18 protein-coding genes and 1 pseudogene are annotated in these 25,579 nt (G+C 39.4%); 13 read left to right on the top strand and 6 right to left on the bottom strand.

From position 1 onward, the window contains the following. Window positions 1-112 precede the first annotated feature (112 nt). Both HWQ23_RS25210 and HWQ23_RS25205 read right to left on the bottom strand, forming a co-directional pair. Window positions 113-2,272: a DNA adenine methylase gene (locus tag HWQ23_RS25210; protein ID WP_292834414.1), complete on the bottom strand. Its 2,160-nt coding sequence runs from the start codon at window positions 2,270-2,272 to the stop codon at window positions 113-115. A gap of 41 nt (window positions 2,273-2,313) precedes the next feature. Next, window positions 2,314-3,135 (bottom strand): hypothetical protein, encoded by an 822-nt coding sequence (locus tag HWQ23_RS25205; RefSeq protein WP_292834411.1) that lies wholly within the window; start codon window positions 3,133-3,135, stop codon window positions 2,314-2,316. A 193-nt stretch (window positions 3,136-3,328) separates the two neighbouring features. Here HWQ23_RS25205 and HWQ23_RS25200 point away from each other — a divergent pair, with 193 nt between their 5' ends. From HWQ23_RS25200 to HWQ23_RS25190, 3 genes are all read left to right on the top strand, one after another. Beyond that, window positions 3,329-3,568, top strand: coding sequence for a type II toxin-antitoxin system Phd/YefM family antitoxin (locus HWQ23_RS25200; RefSeq protein WP_292834408.1), 240 nt, complete (start codon window positions 3,329-3,331; stop codon window positions 3,566-3,568). After that, complete coding sequence (locus tag HWQ23_RS25195) at window positions 3,565-3,948, top strand: type II toxin-antitoxin system VapC family toxin (protein WP_292834405.1); 384 nt, start codon at window positions 3,565-3,567, stop codon at window positions 3,946-3,948. Before HWQ23_RS25200 ends, HWQ23_RS25195 begins: the two co-directional genes overlap by 4 nt. Window positions 3,949-4,281: 333 nt before the next feature. Next, window positions 4,282-5,841: a YcjF family protein gene (locus HWQ23_RS25190; RefSeq protein ID WP_292834402.1), complete on the top strand. Its 1,560-nt coding sequence runs from the start codon at window positions 4,282-4,284 to the stop codon at window positions 5,839-5,841. A 117-nt stretch (window positions 5,842-5,958) separates the two neighbouring features. Here the strand turns inward: HWQ23_RS25190 and HWQ23_RS25185 are convergent, their stop codons facing one another. Further along, window positions 5,959-6,666, bottom strand: coding sequence for a PEP-CTERM sorting domain-containing protein (locus HWQ23_RS25185; RefSeq protein ID WP_292834399.1), 708 nt, complete (start codon window positions 6,664-6,666; stop codon window positions 5,959-5,961). 550 nt (window positions 6,667-7,216) lie between these two features. Between HWQ23_RS25185 and HWQ23_RS25180 the strand changes: the two genes are divergently transcribed. After that, on the top strand, window positions 7,217-8,986 hold the full coding sequence (locus HWQ23_RS25180) for a serine/threonine-protein kinase (protein WP_292834396.1): 1,770 nt from the start codon (window positions 7,217-7,219) through the stop codon (window positions 8,984-8,986). A gap of 224 nt (window positions 8,987-9,210) precedes the next feature. On the opposite strand, the gene HWQ23_RS25175 is transcribed toward HWQ23_RS25180, so the two are convergent. Further along, window positions 9,211-11,340, bottom strand: coding sequence for a serine/threonine-protein kinase (locus HWQ23_RS25175; RefSeq protein ID WP_292834393.1), 2,130 nt, complete (start codon window positions 11,338-11,340; stop codon window positions 9,211-9,213). Window positions 11,341-11,549: 209 nt separating this feature from the next. On the opposite strand from HWQ23_RS25175, the gene HWQ23_RS25170 reads away from it, so the two are divergent. From HWQ23_RS25170 to HWQ23_RS25135, 8 genes and pseudogenes are all read left to right on the top strand, one after another. Further along, complete coding sequence (locus HWQ23_RS25170; protein WP_292834390.1) at window positions 11,550-12,251, top strand: rhomboid family intramembrane serine protease; 702 nt, start codon at window positions 11,550-11,552, stop codon at window positions 12,249-12,251. Between the two features lie 153 nt (window positions 12,252-12,404). Continuing rightward, window positions 12,405-15,056 (top strand): hybrid sensor histidine kinase/response regulator, encoded by a 2,652-nt coding sequence (locus tag HWQ23_RS25165; protein ID WP_292834388.1) that lies wholly within the window; start codon window positions 12,405-12,407, stop codon window positions 15,054-15,056. A gap of 1,261 nt (window positions 15,057-16,317) precedes the next feature. After that, window positions 16,318-17,547: a sedoheptulose 7-phosphate cyclase gene (locus HWQ23_RS25160; RefSeq protein WP_292834385.1), complete on the top strand. Its 1,230-nt coding sequence runs from the start codon at window positions 16,318-16,320 to the stop codon at window positions 17,545-17,547. Between the two features lie 4 nt (window positions 17,548-17,551). After that, window positions 17,552-18,385: an O-methyltransferase gene (locus HWQ23_RS25155; protein WP_292834382.1), complete on the top strand. Its 834-nt coding sequence runs from the start codon at window positions 17,552-17,554 to the stop codon at window positions 18,383-18,385. Window positions 18,386-18,628: 243 nt separating this feature from the next. After that, window positions 18,629-18,763, top strand: a pseudogene (locus HWQ23_RS25150) (ATP-grasp enzyme); the annotation flags it as partial. A gap of 25 nt (window positions 18,764-18,788) precedes the next feature. Then, on the top strand, window positions 18,789-19,817 hold the full coding sequence (locus HWQ23_RS25145) for a D-alanine--D-alanine ligase family protein (RefSeq protein ID WP_292834379.1): 1,029 nt from the start codon (window positions 18,789-18,791) through the stop codon (window positions 19,815-19,817). A 52-nt stretch (window positions 19,818-19,869) separates the two neighbouring features. Then, complete coding sequence (locus tag HWQ23_RS25140) at window positions 19,870-21,249, top strand: ATP-grasp domain-containing protein (RefSeq protein ID WP_292834376.1); 1,380 nt, start codon at window positions 19,870-19,872, stop codon at window positions 21,247-21,249. A gap of 234 nt (window positions 21,250-21,483) precedes the next feature. Then, window positions 21,484-22,812: an ATP-grasp domain-containing protein gene (locus tag HWQ23_RS25135; protein WP_292834373.1), complete on the top strand. Its 1,329-nt coding sequence runs from the start codon at window positions 21,484-21,486 to the stop codon at window positions 22,810-22,812. 235 nt (window positions 22,813-23,047) lie between these two features. Here the strand turns inward: HWQ23_RS25135 and HWQ23_RS25130 are convergent, their stop codons facing one another. Together HWQ23_RS25130 and HWQ23_RS25125 are read right to left on the bottom strand one after the other, a co-directional pair. Further along, window positions 23,048-24,160 carry an amidoligase family protein gene (locus HWQ23_RS25130; RefSeq protein ID WP_292834370.1) on the bottom strand — a complete coding sequence of 371 codons (1,113 nt, stop codon included), beginning with the start codon at window positions 24,158-24,160 and terminating at the stop codon, window positions 23,048-23,050. A gap of 37 nt (window positions 24,161-24,197) precedes the next feature. Then, entirely contained in the window at window positions 24,198-24,740 is a 543-nt protein-coding gene (locus tag HWQ23_RS25125) for a hypothetical protein (protein WP_292834368.1), read from the bottom strand. 551 nt (window positions 24,741-25,291) lie between these two features. Here HWQ23_RS25125 and HWQ23_RS25120 point away from each other — a divergent pair. Then, entirely contained in the window at window positions 25,292-25,528 is a 237-nt protein-coding gene (locus HWQ23_RS25120) for a hypothetical protein (RefSeq protein ID WP_292834365.1), read from the top strand. Window positions 25,529-25,579: the final 51 nt, after the last annotated feature.

Here is a 25,579-nt window from a genome sequence, read left to right as displayed (position 1 = left end):
TACATTTTGGCAGTTTTTGACCCCTCTTTTTTCAATCTTGGTGAGAAATCCGGGTTTTGTGTTTCGAGTCTTGAGATGAGTTATTTTTGGTTTCGCGCAATAGCAATATTTGTTAAACATTTTTGTATTTCAAATATATTCCCTCAACCATATGTATAACTTCCTTCTTATGTTCTTCCAGCCAATCTAATGCAGTATCAATCTGGTGATATACAGAAAGCCCCTTTAATACCTGTGCCATTAAAACCACTAAAATATCATTTTTACTCAAACGTCGCTGCACAGACTTAAACCTCTCAACCTGGTTAACAGCATTTACATAAGCATCTTCTAAAATATTTGTCAGATTATTATCTAATTTTACCTTCTCCCTTTTCTTACAAACCACAATTACATCAATATCAATAGGTTCTCTTGCCTGACTTTTTGATGTAGCCACAGACATTTCTGATTTAATAGGGTGCGTTGCCACAATAGCAAAACCAGCTTTAACTAAAGCACTTAAAATCGCACTCCATCCATCTGTTCTAGAATGATGATATGTAAATATCATTAAACCATCTGTTTTCAAAACACGGTGACATTCAACAAATACTCTTTGCAAACGATGAGCAAAAATTAAATAATCACTTGATTGCACTTCATGAAGATGACGAGTTGTATCTTTATCACTCAGATGATTTGTAATTAAGTAACATTGCCATACATAAAAAAAATCGGCTAATTCTGAATAGTGAACATTATCAAAAAATGGCGGATCTGTTATAACTGCATCAATACTTTCCGTTGGTATATCCGTTTCTCCTGAATCTCCAACGGAAAGATAAACAGGACGCAAATCATTTAACTCTTGAAAAGAATTTGCTATTTCATAACCAATTGGATTAGATATACCATAAACCTTTTGTGATTGCCATTTATTATTAACCTGAACTGCTTTCACCTCAAAAGGTTTTTCACAGTAATCTATTGCTTTAATTATTCTACTTGCAAATAATGTGGAAAACGACCCAGAACTTTTAGGTGTACCCCAAATATTAGCTTCAATTGGTGTCCGTTCTGGCTTCAAAATATGATTAGAAAATATTGGACGAACTGCGCCTGTTCCTTCTCCCTTAAATGAAGAAAATATATTATTAAATTCTAGAACACCAGAAAATAGGCAAATAAATAAATCTCTGATATTTATATCCTCAATTTTCTTAATTCTTTCAGCTAAAATACCCAAGCATAATAACTGACGTTCATTAAACATTTCATGCCAATAGTGGTAAGAATAATTTAAAATTTGATTAGTATTATTACCAGGTCGTATGGAAACCACAGGATAAAAATTATCTCTCTGACTCAATTCTCTAACGGTTACTTTATAGAGATCAATATCATATTGTTTAACAGTTAAATATTGCTTGACACCATTTTTTAATAAAACCAATTTAGCATACATTCTATGAGATGGTGGTTTACGAATATTTTGAATAATTTTATTAATTTGAAAAGAATGTCCACAACACTTGCAACTTGCCATTTTACCTTTGACAGTCGCAACTTGAGGGTTAAATACTGTGCTACATTGCTGACAAGTAACAGAAGTATCTTTATAATGTATAGAATTTATATCCCCACAATTGGGACAAACAGCCTTGGCTTCTGGAAACTTATTAGGGTAAGCGTGTTTAGAAAAAATATATGAAGAAAACAAATCTACTTGTTGATGACATTCAGGACATGGTAAGTATTTCACCCAAAAATAATAAAGAACTGTTACAGTTTCTCCATTACTTAAAACAGTAGTATAATATTTTTGCATTTGAGAATATATATCTTGTTTAATCTCATTAAATGTTGATTGAATACGTCCTTTATCTTTCTGAGATAAGGCATTTTTGACAAGAAAATAAGCAACAGGATTAATATCTCTACCAATAGCTGTTGCACCAAGTTTAACCGCTTCACCAACTGTAACTCCACTCCCCATAAAAGGGTCAAAAATTCTACTTCCTTTCAAGTTTAATTGTTTGTAAAAATCATCAACAATACTGCAATCTTGAGAAGAAAAAGTACCCATAATAATGGCGCGGAATACAGTTCCTAGTCTTCTTGCCCACCATTTATGAACATAATAAATAGGTCGATGTACTTCTTTACGCCAACTTTCTATCTCAGCAATAATACTCAAATATTCAAAGGGAAAATTAGGCGACTCTATGGCTTTTTTAAGAATTAATTTTTCTGCTGTTAAATCAACATGATCAAAATCAATAGTACACATAATTATTGTATATTAATTTACATATAATTGCTCTGAATAAATTAAGTACTTTTCTCTTCCTCCTCAGCTTCATTCAATACTTCTTGCTGTTCACTTTGCGATTTGAGACTAACTTTTTGACCTAGTGCATTAATACTTTGTAAAATAGCAGGACGATAAGCTATAAAATCATGAACTTGTCCTATAGATGGGTTAGGCAGAAGTTGAGGTCGTATGATATTAGTTTGCATATCAAATGAATAGCCTACAACCATTTGTGAAACCTCCATTCTGCTAAATTCGCCAACAGAAACAAGTCTATTATCTACAAGATAATCTCTCGGTAATATTAGTGTTATTTGTGATTCAACACCATTAAGTAATCCAAATGGCGTAGGTGCTACATACATTTTTCTGTCTCTAATTAAAATATCACCATAACTACCAAACCCCCTAAAACTCTTATTTTTATGGACATAATTATGATCAGCGTTCAGAAAATCACCATGACAAATAACTAAATCGTGAACTGGGTATGTTTTTGAGCTTACATTTTTAGGATATCGACCAAAAACATAAAAGATAGTTATCCCATTGTGATAGCCGCGTGGTACTTGACTGTTGCTATCATAATCCTTATATCGTCCTGGATATTCCAACCCTTTAATTTCATATCCTTCAGGATTTTGAATCATCCTAAAATCAGGATATGTATTTCTTCCTGGTTGTTCAAAATTAAAGGTAAGAGTAGATTGTAGATTTGTTAACCTAGCACCAAACCAATCTTGAAAGTGGTACTCTTTATCTCTCTGATTTTGACGGCTTACTAAAATACCATTTAAAATAGCCTGATGGCATTCAAAAAAAATATCAATGTAAAGCATGGTAAAGACAGCTAACTTGTTGACGAATAGATTTAGGGATAGATGACACTGGTATTACTTTACTAATTGCTCAAAATATGGAATAAAATAGCCTTTCCATTCTAAAAGTGCTGCTGCTAAATCTGGAATAGTTATTGCTATAACTTAAAACTCTCAACTTGATATACTAGAAATATTCCTACATACACATCTCATGTTAACCGTAACAATTGATGAAATCCAGCAAAACCTAATTAGCTATCTTCACCAAGTAGCCGCAGGAGAAACTATTATTATCATGCAAGCAGGTAAACCTATTGCAGAAATTAAACCAGTTTCAGCCACCTCTCAACAAATTAGACCTTATGGCTTATGTACTGGGGAGTTCATTGTTCCAGATGATTTTCATAGTCCCTTAACTGAAGAAATATTAAATAGTTTTGAGGGTAAATGAAACTATTATTAGATACCCATATTTTCTTATGGTTTATTAGTGGTGATCAAAAATTACCAATTCATTTACAAAATAGCATTCGTGATTTAAATAACGGCGTATATTTAAGTTGCGTTTCAGTTTGGGAAGCAACTGTTAAATATCAATTAGGGAAATTACCATTACCAGAATCACCTGAAATGTATCTTCCTAAACAGCGTCAGCAGCATCTAATCAGTAGTCTCAACCTAGATGAAGAAAGTATTGCTCAACTCTTGAATTTACCATTATTACATCGTGATCCTTTTGATAGAATGTTGATTTGTCAATCTTTACATAATTTAACAGTTGTAACTGTAGAGTCGGCAATTAGTTCTTACTCGGTCAGTGTTTTATATTAGGGTAATAATTGTTCAAAATTTAGAAGAGAATAGCGTTCACATTTTAAAATTGCATAAGCATAGGCTTTTTTCAGCATTAAATAATCAGCGCTCACTCTCAGCGATGCCTGCGGCGGGCTACGCCTACGCAACAATAATCTATCTGATTGACTTACTTGATTTTTCTCTAAAAGGCGATCGCTCTGACTCAGTTTTCCAATTATGATGGACTCAAAGGCTTAAGTTTCAACCTCAGAAGCTCAAAAGCACCTTCCTAGCACTCTGGTAAAAAATACTTAAACTATTAAGATTAGAAGCATCTACCTACTAAATACTCACTAATCTTTCCCAACCATGCCTCTGTCACGCATAGTAACGCTGATTGTTGGTCTGATCGTCATTTTGGGGCTAGCCCTATGGCTAATTGATTCCCTATCGCGCCTCTATTGGCAATTGTCCTATTCGCCGTTGCTAGGCAATTTGCTGTTGTTGCTGCTGATTATCCTCATTGCAGCGTTGGTTGCGGCTTTTGTCTATTATGTATTGGTGATTCAATCTGGAGAAAAGCGATCGCGCCGCAACCCGAAGCGAGTGACTGCGGCACAAATTCCTGCTGGCAAATCTGACGCTGCTTCTACAACTCTCCAGGCTGTGCGCCAACAGGTAGGGCAAATTCAAGATGAAGTAGCACGTCAGGCTTTATTAAGTAAATCGCGGGAGATTGAAGCGAACTTAGCACGGCGTGAAATTCAAGTAGTGGTATTTGGTACGGGGAGTGCTGGCAAAACTTCCCTAGTTAATGCGATTATGGGACGCATGGTAGGTCAAGTGGATGCACCGATGGGTACAACCCAAGTTGGGGAAACCTATTGTCTGCGGTTGAAGGGATTAGAACGCAAGATTTTAATTACAGATACGCCGGGGATTTTAGAAGCAGGGGTGGCGGGGACGGAACGGGAACAAATGGCGCGAGAACTGGCGACAGAAGCAGATTTACTGTTGTTTGTGGTGGATAATGACTTACGACGCTCAGAATATGAACCACTGCGGGGATTAGCAGAAATTGGTAAGCGATCGCTTTTGGTGCTTAACAAAACCGATTTATATACAGATGAAGATAAAGAAGCCATCCTTGCGAGATTGCGTCAACGGGTACGGGGATTTATTGCTACTAATGATGTGGTGGCGATCGCTGCTAATCCCCAATCTGCACAACTAGAAACTGGCGAAACCTTTCAGCCGGAACCGGATATTATCCCTTTGCTGCGACGCACGGCTACTGTTTTACGGGCTGAAGGTGAAGATTTGGTGGCGGATAATATTCTTTTGCAATCTCTGCGATTGGGAGACGAGGCGCGAAAACTCATCGATGGCCAGCGTCGCCGTCAAGCTGACAAAATCGTAGAACGGTTTCAGTGGATTGGTGCTGGTGTAGTATCAGTCACACCTATACCAGTTGTAGATTTATTGGCGACAGCTGCTGTTAATGCTCAAATGGTTGTGGAAATTGGCAGAGTGTACGGCTGTGAATTGAATATGGAACGGGGACGAGAGTTAGCCCTTTCTTTAGCGAAAACGATCGCCAGTTTAGGCATTGTCAAGGGAGCGATTCAATTATTATCTACAGCTTTGCAACTCAATGTTGCCACCTTTATTATTGGTAGAGCAATTCAAGGTGTGACAGCAGCTTATTTAACGCGAATTGCTGGTAAAAGTTTTATTGAATATTTTCGTCACGATCAAGATTGGGGTGATGGTGGGATGACGGAAGTTGTGCAGCGACAGTTTCAAATTAATCGCAGAGATGAATTTATTAAGGCTTTTATTCAAGAAGCGATCGCGCGGGTAGTGAAACCGTTAACAGATAAATCTGAAGCGATCGAGGAACAAGAAAGCAGAGAAGAATCTCAATAACTCTAAACTTTTTTTACAAAACAAATTAGTGTCAAAAATGCTCTTGCAAAAAAGCAAGAGCATTGAAATTTTTATCTGAAAAAATACTTTGTTGGATAGGCATCAAATTCAATTAGCCTATACAGCTTGGAACGCTTTTCTTTTGCGCTTTAGCCACAAAGCCGTAATAGCAGCAAGCACCGCTCCGCCAAGAGTGCCAGGTTCTGGAACAGTGGCTAGATCGCCATCAACCACAAGTCTAGCAGAAGAATTAACACTAGCTGCAAATAGATACTGGTCGCCAGTTCCAAAATTACCCAGAAGCGCAGCTCCAATTGAGAAAAATTTTCCACTTCTGGCGTTAATATCTGCAATAGCGTCCGAGTTGAGAACAAAACTTAGGATTTCCTTTTGTTGGATTTCGTAGTTATTGGGAGAGGTGGTGACGTTAAAAGTACCGTAATTTTTACCACTTCCCAAATCGTTATAAATATTGATATCGAGAATATTAACGTTTTGACTAAGTACATCAGCAGATGTTGAAACATCAAAAAAACCTAAAGTCTTTGTTGGGTTTCCTGAACCATTAAATCGTTGAACTTGCAAAGTTGCTGTGGAGACTCTAGTTAGAGGGCTAAGATCGAATGTAAAAAAGCTATGAAAACCGTTATCACTGTAATTTCCCGTTATATAGTTGTCGTTATCGTAACTGTTTTTTAAGCCCGTACTCCACCAACCTTGATTTGAACTACTCAAACTAACAGTTGCTGCTTGCGCTACGTTTAGCGTTCCTAATCCGAATCCAACAATAGCAGCCGTAATTGCCACTTTGTAACAGTTTTTCATGGAATATACCTCTAAGTTTGAAACTGTTTAGGCGAAATTCACAAAAATTTTTCCTATGCAATCACTGATTTTCAGAGGACACGGTTGCTCCACAATCAGAGTAACTAAGCGTAGTGAAAAATTCAATATTGAACTAAGGTTTTATAGCACTGTAACTTATGTATTAAATCTAATAATGTTGTTCATAGCATGATAGTACGAGAAATACTATCGTAAGTAAAACTGTGTAAACTTTATATAAACTTTACACAGTTTTTATGAATTCTCCATTTTTCCCTTCAAATTACGTCTGAACTCTTACAAAAAGACAAAAAATAGCTTTGAAGTTTGAGATTTTTTATTACTTATATAGAAATATATCGTTATATTAATATTTAATAATTTTAATAATTTTTGATAAACTATCTTACTATTTTTTACGCCAAAATACTAAAAAAATTAAATTTGTATTCAAAGTATCAAAATTCTGGTTATTTATTTTTAAAGCTTTCCGGAAACTGGAGGAAATGCCAGTAAATCTTGATAAAAGGACTTACTGAGTAACCAGGGCATGACCTACCACATAATCGGTAAATTACTACAAGGGCGTTACCAAATTGTCGAAAGCCTTAGTGCAGGGGTGTTTGGACAAACATATATTGCTGTAGATGTAGATTATCCACAGAACCCCAAATGCGTTGTTAAGCAGATTAAAGTTAGCAGTTCCGAATCCGGCTACTTGGAGATGCTGAGGTTACTGTTTCAAACTGAAACCCAAACCCTGAAGCTTCTGGGAAGCCATCACCAAATTCCTGAATTCATCGCCTGCTTTGAAGAAAACGAGCAATTTTATTTAGTGCAAGAGTGTATTGAAGGACATGCGCTGACTGCGGAATTGCCCATCAATCAACAGTGCGGGTGTCTGTGGAGTGAAAGCGAAGTTGTAGAATTTCTGATAGATGTCTTAGGTATTCTAGAATTTGTTCATTCTCAAGGCGTTATCCATTGCGATATCAAACCGGAAAACTTGATCAGACGTAATAGCGATTGCAAGTTAATTCTGATTGACTTTGGCTCAATCGAGTCTATCAATTTTGGCATAGGTGCGGAATTGCCCATTTATAGAATTCCCGTGACTTCATTGGGGTATATACCGCCAGAGCAATTTATTGGACAAACACAGCCCAACAGTGATATTTATGCTTTGGGTATGATTGCCATTCAGGCTTTAACAGGGTTAGAACCATTACAATTAAAAGCTGATCCTTATACTAATGAAATTTTTTGGCGTTCTCAAAACACGCCAGTTAACGATTATCTAGCTGCTGTTCTCAGCCAAATGATCCGCTACGATTACCAAAACCGCTTTCAGTCTGCGGGTGAGGTACTGCGGGTACTCAAACAAATAATATGGGAAACTCAGCCACCAGAAATATTAGAAGCAGATTCTCAATTTTTGCTAGAGGCGGCGATTGAAAATGATAATTCTCAGAATCCGACATCTGGGAAATTCTCGCCATTATTAACAGGGATGAAAGTAGGACTCGCGGCTAATTCTTTGGTGATGGGATTTGGTGTATATTCTTTAGTTAATAGTTCACCTGCATACTCAGAAACAGATACTTTATATAAAGCAACCGAAGAATATCAAGCAGGAGATTTGCAAGAAGCGATCGCACTCGCTAAATCAATTCCCTCCCACAGTAATGTTTATCCAGAAGCGCAAGCTACAATCGAAGAATGGCAACAGCAATGGCAAGTAGCTGCACAGCAATATCAAATAGCTGAAACAGCTTTTCATCAGAGCAGATGGTCAGATGTTCTTCATGCTGCTTCTCAAGTTCCAAATATTTTATATTGGCAATCTAAAACAGATAAACTAGTTCAGCAAGCATCCGTCAACATTGAAGCACAGACGGAAGATTTATTAGCCAAAGCTTACGAAAGTGCGAGGGAAAAAGATTTTTCTACTGCATTACAATATCTGCGTCAAATTCCTCAAGAAAGTCATGCTGGTACTTTAGTTCAAGAAAAGTTGGCTGAGTACAATCGAAAGCGGCAGATTAGAGCAGCCTACTTTTTACAAAAAGCCTATAAACAAGCATCTATTGGTGATTTTGATCGGGCTGTAAAACTTCTCCGAAATATTCCCAACGATACTTTAGTTTATGCTCAAGCTCAGGTTAAATTAAATGAGTATACTCAAAAACAACGCCTGCTGGCTGACAATCAAAAAGTAGCTTCTACAAACAGAACAAATTCATTCGTTCCTAAAAAGTCAGTCACTAGGGTTGAATATCTTCAGGGAGCAAATTACCTGCAAGAAGTGAATATTCGGTAGTTACAGCAATGTTTAAATGCGTGGAATACAGTTGTCTCGTTCCCAGTCTCCGACTGGGAATGCATATTGGAGGCTCCGCCTCAAGACTTGCGGCAGAGCCGCAATGAGGAGCATTTCCAGCCAGAGGCTAGAAACGAGATTTTAAAGGAGTTTGATCTGAAGTTGACACTAATGAATATATTGTGCCCTCATTACGAACCCAGCAGAGTTATATTGACAGAATACTAGGGTCTGGTCTGCGGTGGATTAGTAGGATTAGGAACTGGGATAATTGGCACGATTATAGGCTGTGGTTTTTGGCCTTGCAGTTGAATTTGGGCTTGATTGCGAGCATCTATTGCTTGTTGATAATTAGGCTTGTATTTTATTGCTTGATTGTAAGATGCGATCGCATCCTGATAGCGTTTCAAATTTAATAGGGCGTTACCTCTGCTATACCAGCTTTCGGAATGATCTGGTTTATAACGAACTGCCTTATTATAAGACGCGATCGCATCTTCGTATTGCTGCAAGATGTATTGTGAATTCCCCATATTATACCATAGTTGATAGTCATTTGCCTTAATTTTTGCGGCTTTATTATAATATTTTATTGCTTCTACATAACGTTGGTTTTGATGCAGCGACCAGCCCAAATTATACCATGCTTTATAGTTACCAGGATTGTATTTAATTACTTGATTAAAAGATTCAATTGCTTCGGGATAACGTTGTAAATTCAGCAGGACATTACCTCGCGACAACCAAGCTTGATAATAATTTGGCTGGTATTGCACTGCTTTATCATAAGCTGTGAATGCATCTTTGTAGCGTTGCAAATTGACTAGAGCATTCCCAAAATTATACCAAGCTTGCTCATAGTCTGGTTTTAAATCAACAACTTTTTGGTAGGCTGCGATCGCTTCTTCATATCGCTTAGAATTCTGCAAAGCTAATCCTTTTTTATACCAAGCTTCGTAATTATCTGGTTTGAGTTCAATCGCTTTTTCATAAGATTTAATTGCTTGGTCATATTGATTTAAATTACTGAAAGCTTCACCTTTAGCGTTCCAAACTTCTGAGTTGTCATTCTTTAATTCTAAGGCTTTGTCAAAAGAGGCGATCGCTTCTCGATATCGCTGTAAATTTCCTAATACAAAGCCTCGTCCAATCCAAGCTTCTAAATAATCTGGCTGAATTTGAATTGCTTTGTCATATGCCGCTAATGCGTCTTTATATTTTTTTAATTTATCCAGCGTTTTGCCTTGCCCATTCCAGCCTTGAGAATAATCTGGTCTAATATTAACTGCTTTTTCATATACTTCTAGCGCGTCTTGATAGCGTTGCAAATCAAAAAGCGTATTTCCTTGTTTTGATAATTCTATGGCGTTATTAGAATTAATGTTATTCAAAACCAATATTGATGCTACTCCGCTAATACCAATTAAAAATATCGTTAGTAAAATTTTACCCAATATACCTTTTTTAGGTTGAGGTTTGTTTATATTTTTTGGTGGAGAAATAGGAGTTAACGCTATTGTTTGTGCGGGTGGTTGTGTTAACTCTTTCAGCGCTTGTAATGCCACCGTTGCCGAAGGGTAGCGTTGCCGAAAGTCGTAGCACACCATTTTATCTAAGAATTTAGCGAATTCTGGCGTTACCGTGGCTTGATTATGCCAGATAATTTCATTAGTATCAGCATCTTTTACTATTTCCTCTGGGGATAATCCAGTCAGAGCTTGAATAGCAATTATTCCCACAGCATAGATATCACTACTTAATTTTGGCGTACCATGAGCTTGTTCACCAGGAATATATCCAGGCGTACCGATAGCAACAGTACCTTGTGTTTGACCTTGGGGAGTAATAACTTGAGTAGCGATTTGTTTAACTGCACCAAAATCAATTAAAATTAATTTGCCATCTGGTTTGCGTCTGAGGATATTTCGAGGATTGACATCACGATGAATTACATTCTGTTGATGGACAAATTCCAAGATTGTCAAAAGTTCTTGTAAAAGTGAAATTACTTGGTCTTGACTTAGGGTTTTACCTGGTGTTAATTCTTGACTCAGGTCGTGACCTTCAATCAATTCCTGTACGAGATAGAATTCGGCATTCTCCTCAAAATAAGCTAAAAGTTGGGGAATGCGATCGTGAGTTCCTAATTTATACAGAACTTGTGCTTCTGTATCAAATAAACGCCTAGCTGTCTCCAAAGTTACTGGATCACTTGCCTGGGGTTTGAGTTTCTTAACCACACATGGAGGTGAACCGGGTAATTGGGTATCACAAGCCACAAAAGTTTCACCAAAACCCCCACCTCCCAAGTTACTAATAATTTGGTATCTTCCTACAAGTGTGTTTCCCAGCATCTCGTTTGCCTACTTAAGTGCGATGCGATCTGATTTCAATCTTGCCACACGTTAAGGGAGAATGAGGGAGTGGGGAATGGGGAGTGGGGAGTTGGGAGAGACGCGATTAATCGCGTCTGTACGGAGTGGGGAGCAAATAAGAAACCCCTTATATAGCCTTGCTTCGTGTTTCCTAATTATGAATTACAAATTATGAATTATGAATTAGTATGATTCCTATTAGTGATAATATTCGTTGTCGGAGTAAGCCAATTATTAATTATTGGCTGATTGGCATTAATGTTACCGTATTTTTATGGGAACTTCAACTAGAATTTAGTGATGGATTGGGCTATTTTGTCAATAGTTGGGGTGTGATACCAGCCCAGATTAGTGGGGCAATTACAAATGCACTCTTCTTCAACAACTCTGCTGCATGGATAATTGTAATTTGGCGAACATTTTCGCTATTTGTGGGAATATTTCTACATGGCAGTTTTAGTCAAATATTGGGAAACCTGCTATTTTTGTGGGTTTTTGGGAAGACTGTAGAAAATATTCTCGGACATAGACGCTATCTCGGATTTTATCTGGCTGCTGGCGCGATCGCATCTTTTGTACAAATTCTGGCTGAACCGAGTTTGACAGTACCATTGATTGGGGGCAATGGCGCGATCGCAGCTATTTTAGGAGCATATGTTATGAAGTTTCCTAAAGCTAAAATTGATACAATTTTGCCGCTAATAATCGTGTATATTCCCATCCAACTCCCAGCCTTTTTCTATATATTTTGGTGGTTTGTGCAGCAATTATTTTATGGTATTGGCAGTTTAAATATTCCCCCCTTTGGCGTAAATCAATCGGGTGTTGTCTTCTGGGGGCAGGTTGTGGGATTATTGATTGGTGCAGGTTTTGTACGATTGAAGAGATAAACAAAAGTTGTATTTTAAAATTTTTACTTTTCAATTTTGAATTGTTTATGTGCCTTTTGAGGGATTACATTTTTAGCTGAAAAATCCATAGTTAAACTAGCGGATGCCTACTCTTCAAGTTGGTGTTATTAAGTATAAGCGGTGTACAGCAAGATGCCAAATGTTGATATTAACTTTCAACTCACTGATGAATTAGCAGTTATGCGGCAACGTGTAGCTGAGTTAGAGCAATCAGAGATATCTTATCAACAAAGGCAAGCAGCGCTTGAGGAGCAATTAGCAGAACTAGAAAAAAAACTGGCAATAGCAGCACAAAATCCCCAGATTCAAGTTGTCGAGCATGACATTGAATGTCATCTTGAACAGGGGACATCCACAGCCTTAAATCTGCCAACAGATGCGGCAGCAATTTTAGAGCAACTCCAACAAGGAATTACACAGCGACAGCAAGTAGAAGCCTCCCTGAGAGAGAGTGAAGAACGGCTGAGGCTAACTCTAGAGGTTTCCCATATGGGCTTGTGGGATTGGAATATTCTTAGCAATAAAGTCGTCTGGTCTGAAAATTACGAAGTGCTTTTTGGTGTGCTTCCAGGTAGTTTTGATAGCCCTTATGAGGCATTTCAAAAGTGCGTTCATCCTGAAGACAGGCAATCTGTAATGCAACTTCTCGCCCAGGCTTTAAGACAAAAAACTGACTACAACGATGAATTTCGCATAGTTCGATTAGACCAAAGTGTTCATTGGATTTCTGCCAAGGGAAAATTTATCTACAACGATCAGGGGCAAGCGGTGCGAATGATCGGAGTTTGTATGGAAACTACTGTCTGCAAGCAGGCAGAAGAAAGTACTCGCAAACTCACCAGCCAAGTGCAAGAACAGGCAAATATTTTAAATGCTATCCTCACCGCATCAGTGGATCACATTTATATCTTTAATTCCGCAGGTTGCTATCAGTATGTCAGTCGTGATGGAGCTACTTTACTAGGCTTGAAGCCCCAGGATATTATCGGAAAAACTTTGCAAGAAGTGGGTTTCCCCGCAGACCTTGTAGAGCAGGTAGAGAATCAACGACAAGCTGTGATGAAAACTGGGCAGCCAATCAAGGATGAGTGTAAATATATTACCGCCGATGGGGTGCATAATTATGAATACATCCTCACACCATTACGGAATTGCAACCAAACTATTGACGGCGTAATTACTGTTTGTCGCGATATTACCGAACATAAACGGGCAGAAAAGACATTACGTGAAAGTGAAGCGCGATTTCGGCGTTTGTTTGAATCTAACCTAATCGGCGTCGCTTTTTGGAATCTGGATGGTTTGATTATTGATGCTAATGATGCTTTTCTTCAACTAGCTGGCTACACTCGTGATGAATTTGCCACCTTAGATAGATTTAATTGGAAAGAACTTACTCCTGTCGAGTATCAACATTTAGACGATCGCGCCCTCTTGGAGGTGCAAACCACTGGAGTTTCCAGAATTTATGAGAAAGAGTACATCCACCGCAACGGTAAGCGAGTACCAATTGTTTTAGGGATAGCCTTACTGAATGATTCCCAAGACAAAGGTGTTGCTTTTGTACTGGATATTACCGAGCGCAAATTGGTAGAGAAAGAATGCGCTTATTTACTCCAACGAGAACAGACAGCACGCCAACAAGCAGAAATCGCCAACAAAATCAAAGATGAATTTTTGGCGGTTCTCTCCCATGAACTGCGAACCCCACTCAACCCCATCCTGGGATGGTCAAAAATGCTGCGGACTCGCAAATTTGATCAAAAAACTACTAACCACGCCTTGGAAACCATTGAACGCAACGCCAAGTTACAAACCCAGCTAATTGAAGATTTGTTGGATGTGTCTCGCATTCTCCAAGGAAAATTAAACTTGAATATCTGTCCAGTGAACTTAGTAATGGTAGTTGAAGCCGCACTAGAGACAGTAAAACTAGCAGCACAAGCCAAGTCAATTCAAATTCAGACCATATTTGATCCGACTTTGGGACAAGTGATGGGCGACTCAAATCGACTTCAACAAGTTTTGTGGAATCTACTTTCCAATGCAGTAAAATTTACACCAGCAGGAGGACGGGTAGAAATTCGACTTATGGAAGTTGGTAAGCAAGCTCAAATTCAGGTCAGCGATACAGGTAAGGGAATTCTGCCAGACTTTTTGCCTTATGTGTTCGATTACTTTCGCCAAGCTGATGGCACAACTACGCGGATATTTGGTGGATTAGGTTTAGGATTAGCGATCGTGCGTAAGGTTGTAGAGATGCATGGGGGAAATGTCCAAGCCGAAAGTCCTGGAGAAGGATTGGGTGCAACTTTTACTGTTGAGTTACCGCTTTTGGTCAGAAGTGAACATATTCGGGGTGAAGAGAAGGAGCCTTTAGATTGTCACCCGGAATCCTCGCTGCTTTCGCACACTAAAATTTTGGTGGTGGACGATGAACCGGATATCCGCGACTTAATTAGCTTTATTTTGCAAGACTACGGTCTAGAAGTAACCGCCGTAGCATCCGCACAGGAAGCATTACAAGCACTATCTGAGTCGATACCAGATGTTTTAATTAGCGATATTGGAATGCCCAAGACAGACGGTTATATGCTGATACGTGAAGTGCGATCGCGATCGCCCCAACAAGGAGGACAAGTACCAGCGATCGCTCTGACGGCTTATGCAGGGGAAATGAATCAGCAGCAAGCACTAGCAGCAGGATTTCAAATGCATATTTCCAAACCAGTAGATCCAGATGTATTGCTGAAGGCGATCGCTGATTTGATTAAGCCAAGCTAATCTAAATTATCCAATATATATAGGATGTCGAACATGGCGATCGCATTCTGCCAGTTGCGTAATATCAGGTTCGATTAAACACTTATTATATCTGTAGGTTGGGTTTCACTGCCGGTACCAACCTACATTCATAGATTTTATTACAAGTAATCACCCTAACTTCATATAATCCCTGGACTTGAAAAGAAGATAGGCGATCGCTACATGGGGAAAACCCTGTGTTCTCTGCACTACCTCACTGTATCAAGGATATTATTTGTATATTCTTATACTTTTTTCCTGACAATACAGGGGCTTTTATCCACAAAGAAGCATTTATTTTATTATTCGTAAGTATTTTAGATATGGCATCTGTATAAAATATCTATCTTTAGATATAATTTGTTAAAAATGCCCCGTTACCTAGTACACTTCGCATGGTGGATTGACTTAAATCTCTTTACATATGTTATGATTTGTATTAGTCTAATGTTATGATTTGTATTGTGTTCTAAGTTACTGGCCAGTAAATTATTTGCTAGTTTAAGCTAAAATAGCTTAATTTAGAACTAAAAAGCCAATTCAAGCAAACTTAGAAACTTTTTAACAGACACCCATTCCTTAGTAAAGGTTAAAGTTTTGTTACTAGTAACTCAGATATATTTAAATTATAAATTTTTAGGAGTTACTGAGGTGGTATGCTGAATACTGAGCAGTAACTTTACTGAATAAAAGAGGAATTATACTGTCATTCTCAATAGAATGTAGCGAGTTTAGCGATATAAGGTTTGATAGGAATGTTAAAAAACAGCGAACTAAGGATTAATCAGGGTTCTAATCTCAAATTAAAGCTTGGAGATAAACATACGAGTATTTCTCCAGGACAGAAGTTTTGCGAAAACGAAGAATCGGAAAGCTACTAAAATTAAGCAGAGTGGAATAAATCTGAATTAAGATGAATTTTCCTCTCATTAAAGTCAACAATCCCGAAAAAATAGTGCAAGCGTTATGGCAAGATATTGCTAGTAGGATTAGTTGACTAGCTTAGAGGTTATCCTGAATGATAGGTTAACCCACATACAGAATTTACTCAAATGAATGGTGTTGTTTAATAACATTGGCAGTCAATAATAAAAGTAAGCTTTTTTTATTGAAAGCTTATTTTGTGGCGACTTTAATCTCAAAGGATAAAGAGCATTATTTCCTGCTGACATACATGAGGGTAAATCGGAGTTATTACCGAAATCTCACTGTTTTTTAGTTGCAAAAAAGGTCAATAGACATGAATAAAGTTCAAGCATCGTTTGAAGCTACGGAAACTGCGTTTAACGTCCAAGGTTACGAAAAAATCGATTTTAGTCTCGTCTATGTGAACGGTGCATTTGATATTAAAAACAGAGAAATAGCAGATAGCTATGCGAAATTTGGTCGCTGTCTGACTGTGATTGATGCCAATGTCCATGAACTTTATGGCGATCAAATCAAGTCATATTTTAGACACTATGACATTGAACTCACAGTATTTCCGATCATCATTACAGAGACAGCTAAAACTCTTGCAACGTTTGAAAAAATTATTGACGCTTTTTCGGACTTTGGCTTAGTTCGTAAGGAACCAGTCTTAGTCGTCGGTGGTGGTCTAATTACTGATGTGGCTGGGTTTGCTTGCGCTTCTTACCGTCGCAAGAGTAACTACATTCGCATTCCTACCACGTTGATTGGTTTAATCGATGCAGGTGTAGCGATTAAGGTCGCAGTTAATCATCGTAAGGAAAAAAATCGCTTGGGAGCATATCATGCACCTTTAAAAGTGATCCTAGATTTCTCATTTTTGAAAACCTTGCCAACGGCTCAAGTTCGTAATGGGATGGCAGAGTTGGTGAAAATTGCGGTAGTTTCTAACTCTGAAGTCTTTGAACTGCTATACGAATATGGCGAAGAACTGCTTTCCACTCACTTTGGACATGTGAATGCTACACCGGAAATTAAAGAGATTGCCCATAAAGTCAACTATGAGGCAATCAAAACCATGTTGGAGTTAGAAACTCCTAACTTGCATGAAATAGACCTCGATCGCGTCATTGCTTACGGTCACACTTGGAGTCCTACCCTAGAATTAGCACCTCAGATACCCCTATATCATGGTCACGCGGTCAATATAGATATGGCTTTGTCTGCAACGATCGCAGCACAACGGGGCTATATTCCAACAGAGGAGCGCGATCGCATCCTAGACTTGATGAGTCGTATCGGTTTATCACTCGATCATCCTCTATTGGATGGGGATTTGCTCTGGTATGCCACCCAGTCTATAAGCTTGACACGAGATGGTAAACAACGCGCAGCTATGCCTCGTCCGATTGGTGAGTGCTTCTTTGCCAATGATTTGACTCGTGAAGAACTTGATGCTGCCTTAGCTGAACACAAACGTCTTTGTGCTAAATACCCTCGTCGTGGGGAAGGGATTGACGCCTACGTTGAAAGTCAAGAAGCCAAGCTTTTGGGGGTCTAAAAACATGACCAGTGTTTTAGGACGAGAAACTGCTAGGCCGATAACGCCACATAGCATCTTAGTAGCCCAGCTACAGCAAACCCTCAAATTAGCACAAGAGAGTAACATTCCCGTAGAGATATTAGATTCTCTGCGCCAGGGAGTTGAATTAGCAGCCGGTTTAGATCCCTACTTGGATGATTACACCACCCCGGAATCGAGCGCATTAACAGCATTGGCGCAAAAAACTAGCATTGAAGACTGGAGCAAACGCTTCAGCGATGGTGAAACAGTGCGCCAGCTAGAACAGGAGATGCTCTCAGGACATCTTGAAGGACAGACATTGAAAATGTTTGTTCACATGACTAAGGCAAAGCGGATTCTAGAAGTGGGAATGTTCACAGGGTATTCAGCCTTGGCAATGGCAGAAGCATTACCAAGTGATGGGCAACTTATAGGTTGCGAAGTAGATCCCTATGTCGCTGAATTTGCTTTTCGTTGCTTTCGTGAATCTCCCCACGGCGAAAAAATCGTTGTGGAAGTAGCACCTGCCCTAGAGACACTCCATAAGCTGGCTGCGAGAAAAGAAATATTTGATTTTATCTTCATCGATGCGGATAAAAAAGAGTATGTAGAGTACTTCCAGACCATCTTGGATAGTAACTTACTGACACTTGACGGGTTAATCTGCGTGGATAATACTTTGTTGCAGGGACAAGTTTATCTACCACCAGAACAACGCACCGCCAACGGTGAAGCGATCGCTCAGTTCAACCGTGTTGTCGCCGCCGATCCTCGTGTAGAGCAAGTTCTCTTACCCATACGAGATGGTGTGACTTTGATTAGACGCGTTGTCTAATCGAGAGATAGTCATTAGTCATTAGTCATTAGTCCTTAGTCATTGGTACTAATGACTAATGACTTCGATTTCCCCACGGCGATGAAAACATTGCTTTGCTCGTTTTCATCGCCGTGGGATGAGTTAATTTCTTTATCTGTGCTTCAGTTTAAGCTGAAAAACATCTAAATTGCATAACCCAATTAAACCTAACTCTTGTGGGGTGGGCATCTTGCCCGCCCTAATTATGCAAGTTATCTGTGCCTGAGTTTATCTGTCCCCAAGTCTTTTAAAATCAAAGAGCCTCAAGAAGTTATCAATTTCGATTTTAATCAAGAAACCCGCAAATATATTCTAAAAAGTATTTCTTACGACTCCGTTCGCCGTTTAAATTTAACCATAACATTAATTAGGAAAATTAATCATGCCAATACTTCGTATCCTTCATTTAGTTGGGTCTCCATACAATGATTTTTACTGTGAGTTGTCACGCAATTACGCCCAAAGCTGTCTGGTAGCTACGGCAAATCCATCGCTCTATGACTTTCTGATTGCATACATCACACCTGATCGCCAATGGCGATTTCCTTCCTCTCTCAGTCCTGAAGATATTGTTGTCGCCAAACCGATGACTCTATTAGATGCCATAGAGTTTATAACAGCGCAAAACATTGACCTGATGTTGCCACAAATGTTTTGTATCCCTGGAATGACTCACTACCGGGCACTATTCGACCTGCTTAAGATCCCTTACATAGGCAATACTCCCGATGTCATGGCAATAACGGCTCACAAAGCCAGAACCAAAGCAATTGTCGCAGCAGCAGGGGTGAAAGTGCCTTTTGGAGAACTGCTCCGCCAAGGAGATGTGCCGACAATTACACCTCCAGTAGTGATCAAACCCGCAAATGCTGACAACTCTTTAGGAGTGTCCTTAGTTAAAGAGGCTAGTGAATATGACGCTGCCTTGAAGAAAGCATTTCAATTTGATTCGGAGGTGATCGTAGAAACATTCATTGAAGCCGGTCGAGAAGTCAGATGCGGCGCCATTGTCAAAGATGGGGAGCTAATCGGTTTACCCCTTGAAGAGTATCAGATAGACCCCCAAGTAAGACCGATCCGCAGCTATACTGACAAATTCAAAATACCAATCGAGGGCGACTTGGATTCAACTGCTAAAAATTATGTCCCAGGTTGGATTGTAGATATTAATGACCCGATCACCCAAAAGGTTCAGCAAGAAGTTAAGAAGTGTCATTTGGCTTTGGGCTGTCGCCATTATAGTTTATTTGACTTCCGGATCGACCCACAGGGACAACCTTGGTTCTTAGAAGCCGGGTTATTTTGTATTTTTGACCAGAAAGCGGTGATTGCCTGTACGGCGAACGCAATAGGAATTCCTTTAGATGAGTTATTTATGACGGCAATCAATGAAGCGTTGGGGATGATATGATGTCCGGCAAATCACCAGCCACAGGTTCCACTATCATGTGACAATTACAACTATGAGAAAGCAGATTTTTGCAGTGTTCCAAAACTTGGGCACTCTTGCATTACTAGCGATCGCATTTCCCTTTAACTGCACCGTCGTACTTGCATCGCTGCTGTGGAATTTTTTCAGCCGCCCGAATGCTAATCTTGTGGTTTTGAACGAGAATCCTAAAAATATCTTGATCGGTGGTGGTAGAATGACCAAAACCCTTCAGCTGGCGCGATCATTTCACGCTGCTGGGCATCGAGTCATTTTATTTGATCTCGATAAATACTGGTTCAGTGGTTATCGATTTTCCAACGCTGTGGATGGCTTTTACACAGTTCCTGACTCGCAAGAAGATTTAGAAGCATATACTCAAGCCGTGCGTGCGATCGCCAAAAAAGAAAACATCGACTTTTTTGTTCCAGTAGGCATTTTCGCTGCCAGCTACTTTGACTGCGATCGCAAACCAGTGTTATCAGGCTATTGTGAGAATTTCCACTTCGATGCTGATACAATGAAGATGCTGGATAACAAGTTTACCTTTGCTGAAATTGCACGCTCACTCTCGCTATCTGTCCCGAAAACCTTCCTAATTACAGATTCCGAACAAGTTCTTAAATTTGACTTTTCCAACGAAAAGCGCAAGTACATTCTTAAAAGTATTGTCTATGACTCTGTTTTACGCTTAGATTTGACTAAGCTACCAATGGATTCTCCTGAAAAAATGGCGCTTTATGTCAAAAGTAAGCCAATTAGTGAAGATAACCCTTGGATATTGCAAGAGTTTATTCCCGGAATAGAATATTGTACTCACGATACAGTGAGAAATGGTGAATTAACGGTACATTGCTGCTGTGAATCATCTGCTTTTCAAGTCAATTACGAAAACTTTGAACACCCACAAATTAAGGAGTGGGTGAGTCATTTTGTCAAAGAACTACAACTGACTGGACAACTCTGTTTTGACTTCATTCAGGCAGAAGATGGGACGATTTATGCGATCGAGTGCAACGCTCGCGCTCACTCTGCAATTACAATGTATTACAACCATCCTGGTTTAGCGGATGCCTATCTTAGTAAAGAGCCTCCGGCTGAACCTCTGCAACCCCTGAGTGATAGTAAGCCTACTTATTGGCTTTATCACGAACTTTGGAGACTTAATGAAATTAGATCGTTAAAGCAGTTACAAAAATGGTTTAAAAATATTTGGCGAGGAAAAGATGCAATATTTGAAGTTAACGACCCACTACCGTTCTTAATGGTACATCATTGGCACATTCCTTTGCTATTACTCGATAGTTTGCGCTCCTTACGAAGTTGGGTGAGGATTGATTTCAACATCGGCAAACTCATACAGTTTGGAGAAGACGTAAAATATAAAACCTCTACCTCTGCAACTCCTAAGTGATAGTAAGCCTACTACCGCAAGGCGGAAGTCAAAAATCAAAAGTCAAAAGTCAAAAGTATTATGAAATAGGCTTTTTAGGGATTTTAAATGGTTGCCCTATTTCCGCCGTAGCATACTAGTTATTGGCTTGAATACTAATAGGGACTTAATAAAATTAGCTCGTTAAAGCAGTTGCAATTGTTTGAAAATATTTGACGAGGAAAGGATACAATCTTTGATGTCACAATTATAACTATGAAAAAGCATATTTTTGTAGTGTTCCAAAACTTGGGCACTCTTGTATTACTAACGATCGCATTTCCCTTAAACTGCATCGTCGTCTTAACTTCGCTACTCTGGAGCTTTCTTAAGCAACCATTCAGTAAGCCAATTGTTGTTAACCCGAATTCCAAAAATATCTTAATTGCTGGCGCTAGAATGACTAAAACCCTTCAGCTAGCGCGTTCATTTCATGCTGCTGGGCATCGTGTGATTATAATTGATATTGAGAAATACTGGTTAAGTGGTAATAAATATTCCAACTCTGTTGCCGGCTTTTATACCGTTCCCGATCCCAGCAAAGACTTAGAAGGCTACATTCAAACCCTACACGCGATCGCCAAAACAGAAAAGATCGACTTTTTTATCCCGGTAGCGATTTTTTCCGTCATCCACTACGATCAAGGCAAGCCACCATTACCAGACTTTTGTGAATTTTTCCACTTCGATGCTGATGTCACGAAGATCCTGGATGACAAGTTTGCCTTTTCCGAAACAGCGCGATCGTTCGGTTTATCTGTCCCCAAATCCTTCAAAATTACCGATCCCGAACAAGTCCTCAACTTCGACTTTTCTCAGGAGAAGCGCAAATACATTCTTAAAAGCATCCCCTACGATCAAGTGCGTCGCTTGAATCTCACCAAGCTACCTTGCGATACACGATCACAAACAGCAGAATTTGTCAAGAGTCTGCCCATCAGTGAGGAGAACCCCTGGATTATGCAGGAATTCATCCCTGGAAAGGAATACTGCACTCACACTACCGCGCGAGATGGAGAGTCAAGAATGTACTGCTGCTGTGAGTCATCCGCCTTTCAAGTCAACTACGAAAACGTTGATCAGCTAGAAATTATGCAATGGGCGAGTCATTTCACCAAAGAACTGGGAAAAACCGGGCAACTTTCCTTTGACTTCATCGAAGCAGAAGACGGAACTGTTTACGCGATCGAGTGTAACCCCCGGACTCACTCCGCCATTACTATGTTTTACAATCATCCAGGAGTAGCGGATGCCTATCTTGGTAAAGAGCCTCTGGCTGAATCTTTGCAGCCTCTTGCTGATAGTAAGCCAACCTATTGGCTGTACCACGAAGTTTGGCGGCTGAATGAGATTAGATCGTTTAAGCAACTGCAAACCTGGGTAAGAAATATCAGGCGGGGGAAAGAAGCAATTTTTGAGGTGAGTGATCCCTTACCCTTCCTGATGGTACATCACTGGCAGATTCCCTTACTCATTCTCGACAATTTAAGAAGACTCAAAGGTTGGATAAGAATAGATTTTAATATGGGCGAGCTTATAGAGTGATGTACAGTGACTTTTTATTTGTCGCTGTGCCAAATTAATGTCATCGAGGCTATGAAGCTTCAACTCTCGCTTCGTTAACCCCAGAAGCAGCACAGGGAACTTATAGGCTATATCAACACGAATTGTTGCCCTACTAAAGTGAATAAAGCTTGGTTTGATGACACGAATTTGTCTCAACGCCATTTAATTTGTCGCTGTACATCTTGATTCAGTAACGCCCTAATTTTTCATAAAATTATGCCACACTGGCAGCACGAGACAACCAAGCTTGGCGAAAATGTGCCGCTATTGGCAGAATTTTGAGAAAATCCTCTACAAATTCTAATTTCCATACCAGGGGTACAGTAGGCGATATCTTAGGCGCTGATACTGCATAATTTAGAATTGCTTCCATCAATGCGGCTGATTCAATTAGCGGTTCTGGATGCAGCCAAGAGGGAAAAATCCGAGCTTCAAAAGTAAATTTGTCAGGAATCTGATGAATTAAGTTTTTGAGGTTAAAGTCACAGTATTTTGTTAACTGCAATTTGGCAAGGACTATTTGGACATCAGACCAAGACATCTCACAAAAATCAGTTTCATTAATTAGTGTCAATAACTCTTCATCCCAAGCCCCCAAACGCCTGCAATGAGGGTTAGTTCCCACCAATTTTTTCAAAATTTCCCCGTATGTCCACAAAATATTAACTAAATTGGTGAAGACTCTTGGTGAACATAAGTTGACAGCATCGAAATGGAAGTGGGTCGCACCTTCACAGGGAATTTTGAAACCCAATGAGCGAGCCTTGTTGAGCACAAGCTCCAAACGCTGGAAATGATTGCTATCAATCGGTGGCGTAATTAGTTCACAGGGGCGTTCTCGTTCCCCTGGTAAGAGTGCAGCGATCGCAATCGGATTACCTGTATGATCGGCAACACGCATCATCCCACCAGGCCCTATTTCCACTTGAGTCGCAAATAAATCGGCAATTGGTTTAAGTACTTCCCCAGAAGCTGCTTTCGGGTCAGCTTGACAGATCACCAGTTGTAAAAGTCTGGTATCATCACTCACAATTCGATACCATTCTGGCTGCGGTTTTTGAGTTTTGTCTAAGTCGTCTTGGAGGGTGAGATCATCTACACAGCGAACAATTAAATTCCCTTCGCTATCAATAACCTCAAACCCTAAGGTGAGATTATGAAACAAGGGAGTTCCCGGAACATGACTTGGTTCAGATTGAGGATAAAAGATGCGATGGACAAAGCCATCATGTTCTTGAGCGATCGCCTCTGCTAAATCCTGTCTGCTAAGTCCTCGCGGTGCCATTAGCTCAATCTCAAAACCAATTTTCCAATTCAACTCGGACATCACTGTTTAATGATTGCTAAAAGCTAGTCTAAACTTACTATTTTGAGGTACGAGCATATTGCAATGCTTCCTCGATAATCTCGTCATTTCCCAAAATTAGGTTACGTTCAATCCTTAGTTTGGCATCCCAAGGTGACGGATCACCCCAAAATTTAGCTAGTAATACGGCATCATCGTATTTATATTTCGACTCATTATATAGAGAGTTTGGGGTTGTTCCTACTGACTGGAGAGCTTTCACTCTAGCATCTAAAAGAAACTGTTCTAGGATGGCAACATCCTTTCTCCCCCAAAGAATTTTTCTGCCAATTCTAGCTTTAGCATCTTCTAGCGACTGTCCCCAATAATTAGCTAAAACTCGTGCATCCCAATAGTCATATTGGCTTCTAAAAAAAGCTTGGAGTTCTTTACTTGTATCTGTCGGTTTTGGTGCTTTTGTAAAGTTTGCCTCTTTTTCAGCAATATCGGTGATTGATTGATAATTCTCATTAATCTGTTGTGCAACTGCTGCATTTAGAGAAGTGCTTACAGAAGCAAATAAGCTTAATAATAATAAGAAAATCTCTAACTTATATTTCATCTTGAATTTCTCCTACATTGATATATTTAATAATTTTTTGCAATGCCAATGACTTTGTAATCTTTTATTGCATCGACGCTGACTTTCAGTTGTTTATGGGAGCAACGCTCTAACAGTGAGGTGCTAAAAATTAGAGGTAGAAATCACCTGTTTAATAGTGCGTAGGCATCGCAGTGAAATAACTGTTTTTATTGAGAATTTAGCTATATAACTGAGGATTAAACCCCGATCTCACTTTTTCGCGTTGCTCCCGTTATTTATTTATACAATTTCAGGGTGGCGTTTTTCTGAAAATTGCAGAAAAAACTGATGACTTGAGTAAATTTCAAATCACTTGTGTACAGTGACTTTTTATTTGTCACTGTACCAAATTAATCTCATCGAGGGTATGAAGCTTGAACTCTCGCTTCGTTAACCCCAGAAGCAGCACAAGGAACTTATAGGCTATATCAACACGAATTTTTGCCCTACTAAAGTGAATAAAGCTTGGTTTGATGACACGAATTTGTCTCAACGCTATTTAATTTGTCACTGTACAAGTGATCCCTGGAATGACTGACTACCGCGCCCTATTCCACCTGGTTAAGATCCCTTGTATCACAGTTCGGGTGATTACTGGTATTGATAGTCACTATCCCCCTCTGCGGTGGGGACTATCAACTCAGTGTATTCCCAAATATCCCTCTAGGTGCATCAGCACATTGCTGCGAGATATCCATAAGCGATCGCAGTTTCGCACATTCTCAGCGCTTCTAGAATTTATCCTCAAATTCAGCAATGCCGGATAAGTAGATTAGACTTCAGGTGAACCAAGTTTGACAGTACGATAAATATAGACA

This window comes from Nostoc sp. JL33 (genome assembly GCF_017114985.1).
Taxonomy (GTDB): Bacteria; Cyanobacteriota; Cyanobacteriia; order Cyanobacteriales; family Nostocaceae; genus Nostoc.
Note: the sequence above shows the minus strand (reverse complement) of the source record. Positions and strands in the feature narration are given on the sequence as shown.

What these genes read in the sequence shown, in the direction of transcription:
- HWQ23_RS25210 (WP_292834414.1), bottom strand. Translation starts at nt 2,272, where the DNA reads ATGTGTACTATTGATTTTGATCATGTTGATTTAACAGCAGAAAAATTA.
- HWQ23_RS25205 (WP_292834411.1), bottom strand. Translation starts at nt 3,135, where the DNA reads ATGCTTTACATTGATATTTTTTTTGAATGCCATCAGGCTATTTTAAAT.
- HWQ23_RS25200 (WP_292834408.1), top strand. Translation starts at nt 3,329, where the DNA reads ATGTTAACCGTAACAATTGATGAAATCCAGCAAAACCTAATTAGCTAT.
- HWQ23_RS25195 (WP_292834405.1), top strand. Translation starts at nt 3,565, where the DNA reads ATGAAACTATTATTAGATACCCATATTTTCTTATGGTTTATTAGTGGT.
- HWQ23_RS25190 (WP_292834402.1), top strand. Translation starts at nt 4,282, where the DNA reads ATGCCTCTGTCACGCATAGTAACGCTGATTGTTGGTCTGATCGTCATT.
- HWQ23_RS25185 (WP_292834399.1), bottom strand. Translation starts at nt 6,666, where the DNA reads ATGAAAAACTGTTACAAAGTGGCAATTACGGCTGCTATTGTTGGATTC.
- HWQ23_RS25180 (WP_292834396.1), top strand. Translation starts at nt 7,217, where the DNA reads ATGACCTACCACATAATCGGTAAATTACTACAAGGGCGTTACCAAATT.
- HWQ23_RS25175 (WP_292834393.1), bottom strand. Translation starts at nt 11,340, where the DNA reads ATGCTGGGAAACACACTTGTAGGAAGATACCAAATTATTAGTAACTTG.
- HWQ23_RS25170 (WP_292834390.1), top strand. Translation starts at nt 11,550, where the DNA reads ATGATTCCTATTAGTGATAATATTCGTTGTCGGAGTAAGCCAATTATT.
- HWQ23_RS25165 (WP_292834388.1), top strand. Translation starts at nt 12,405, where the DNA reads ATGCCAAATGTTGATATTAACTTTCAACTCACTGATGAATTAGCAGTT.
- HWQ23_RS25160 (WP_292834385.1), top strand. Translation starts at nt 16,318, where the DNA reads ATGAATAAAGTTCAAGCATCGTTTGAAGCTACGGAAACTGCGTTTAAC.
- HWQ23_RS25155 (WP_292834382.1), top strand. Translation starts at nt 17,552, where the DNA reads ATGACCAGTGTTTTAGGACGAGAAACTGCTAGGCCGATAACGCCACAT.
- HWQ23_RS25145 (WP_292834379.1), top strand. Translation starts at nt 18,789, where the DNA reads ATGCCAATACTTCGTATCCTTCATTTAGTTGGGTCTCCATACAATGAT.
- HWQ23_RS25140 (WP_292834376.1), top strand. Translation starts at nt 19,870, where the DNA reads ATGAGAAAGCAGATTTTTGCAGTGTTCCAAAACTTGGGCACTCTTGCA.
- HWQ23_RS25135 (WP_292834373.1), top strand. Translation starts at nt 21,484, where the DNA reads ATGAAAAAGCATATTTTTGTAGTGTTCCAAAACTTGGGCACTCTTGTA.
- HWQ23_RS25130 (WP_292834370.1), bottom strand. Translation starts at nt 24,160, where the DNA reads ATGTCCGAGTTGAATTGGAAAATTGGTTTTGAGATTGAGCTAATGGCA.
- HWQ23_RS25125 (WP_292834368.1), bottom strand. Translation starts at nt 24,740, where the DNA reads ATGAAATATAAGTTAGAGATTTTCTTATTATTATTAAGCTTATTTGCT.
- HWQ23_RS25120 (WP_292834365.1), top strand. Translation starts at nt 25,292, where the DNA reads ATGACTGACTACCGCGCCCTATTCCACCTGGTTAAGATCCCTTGTATC.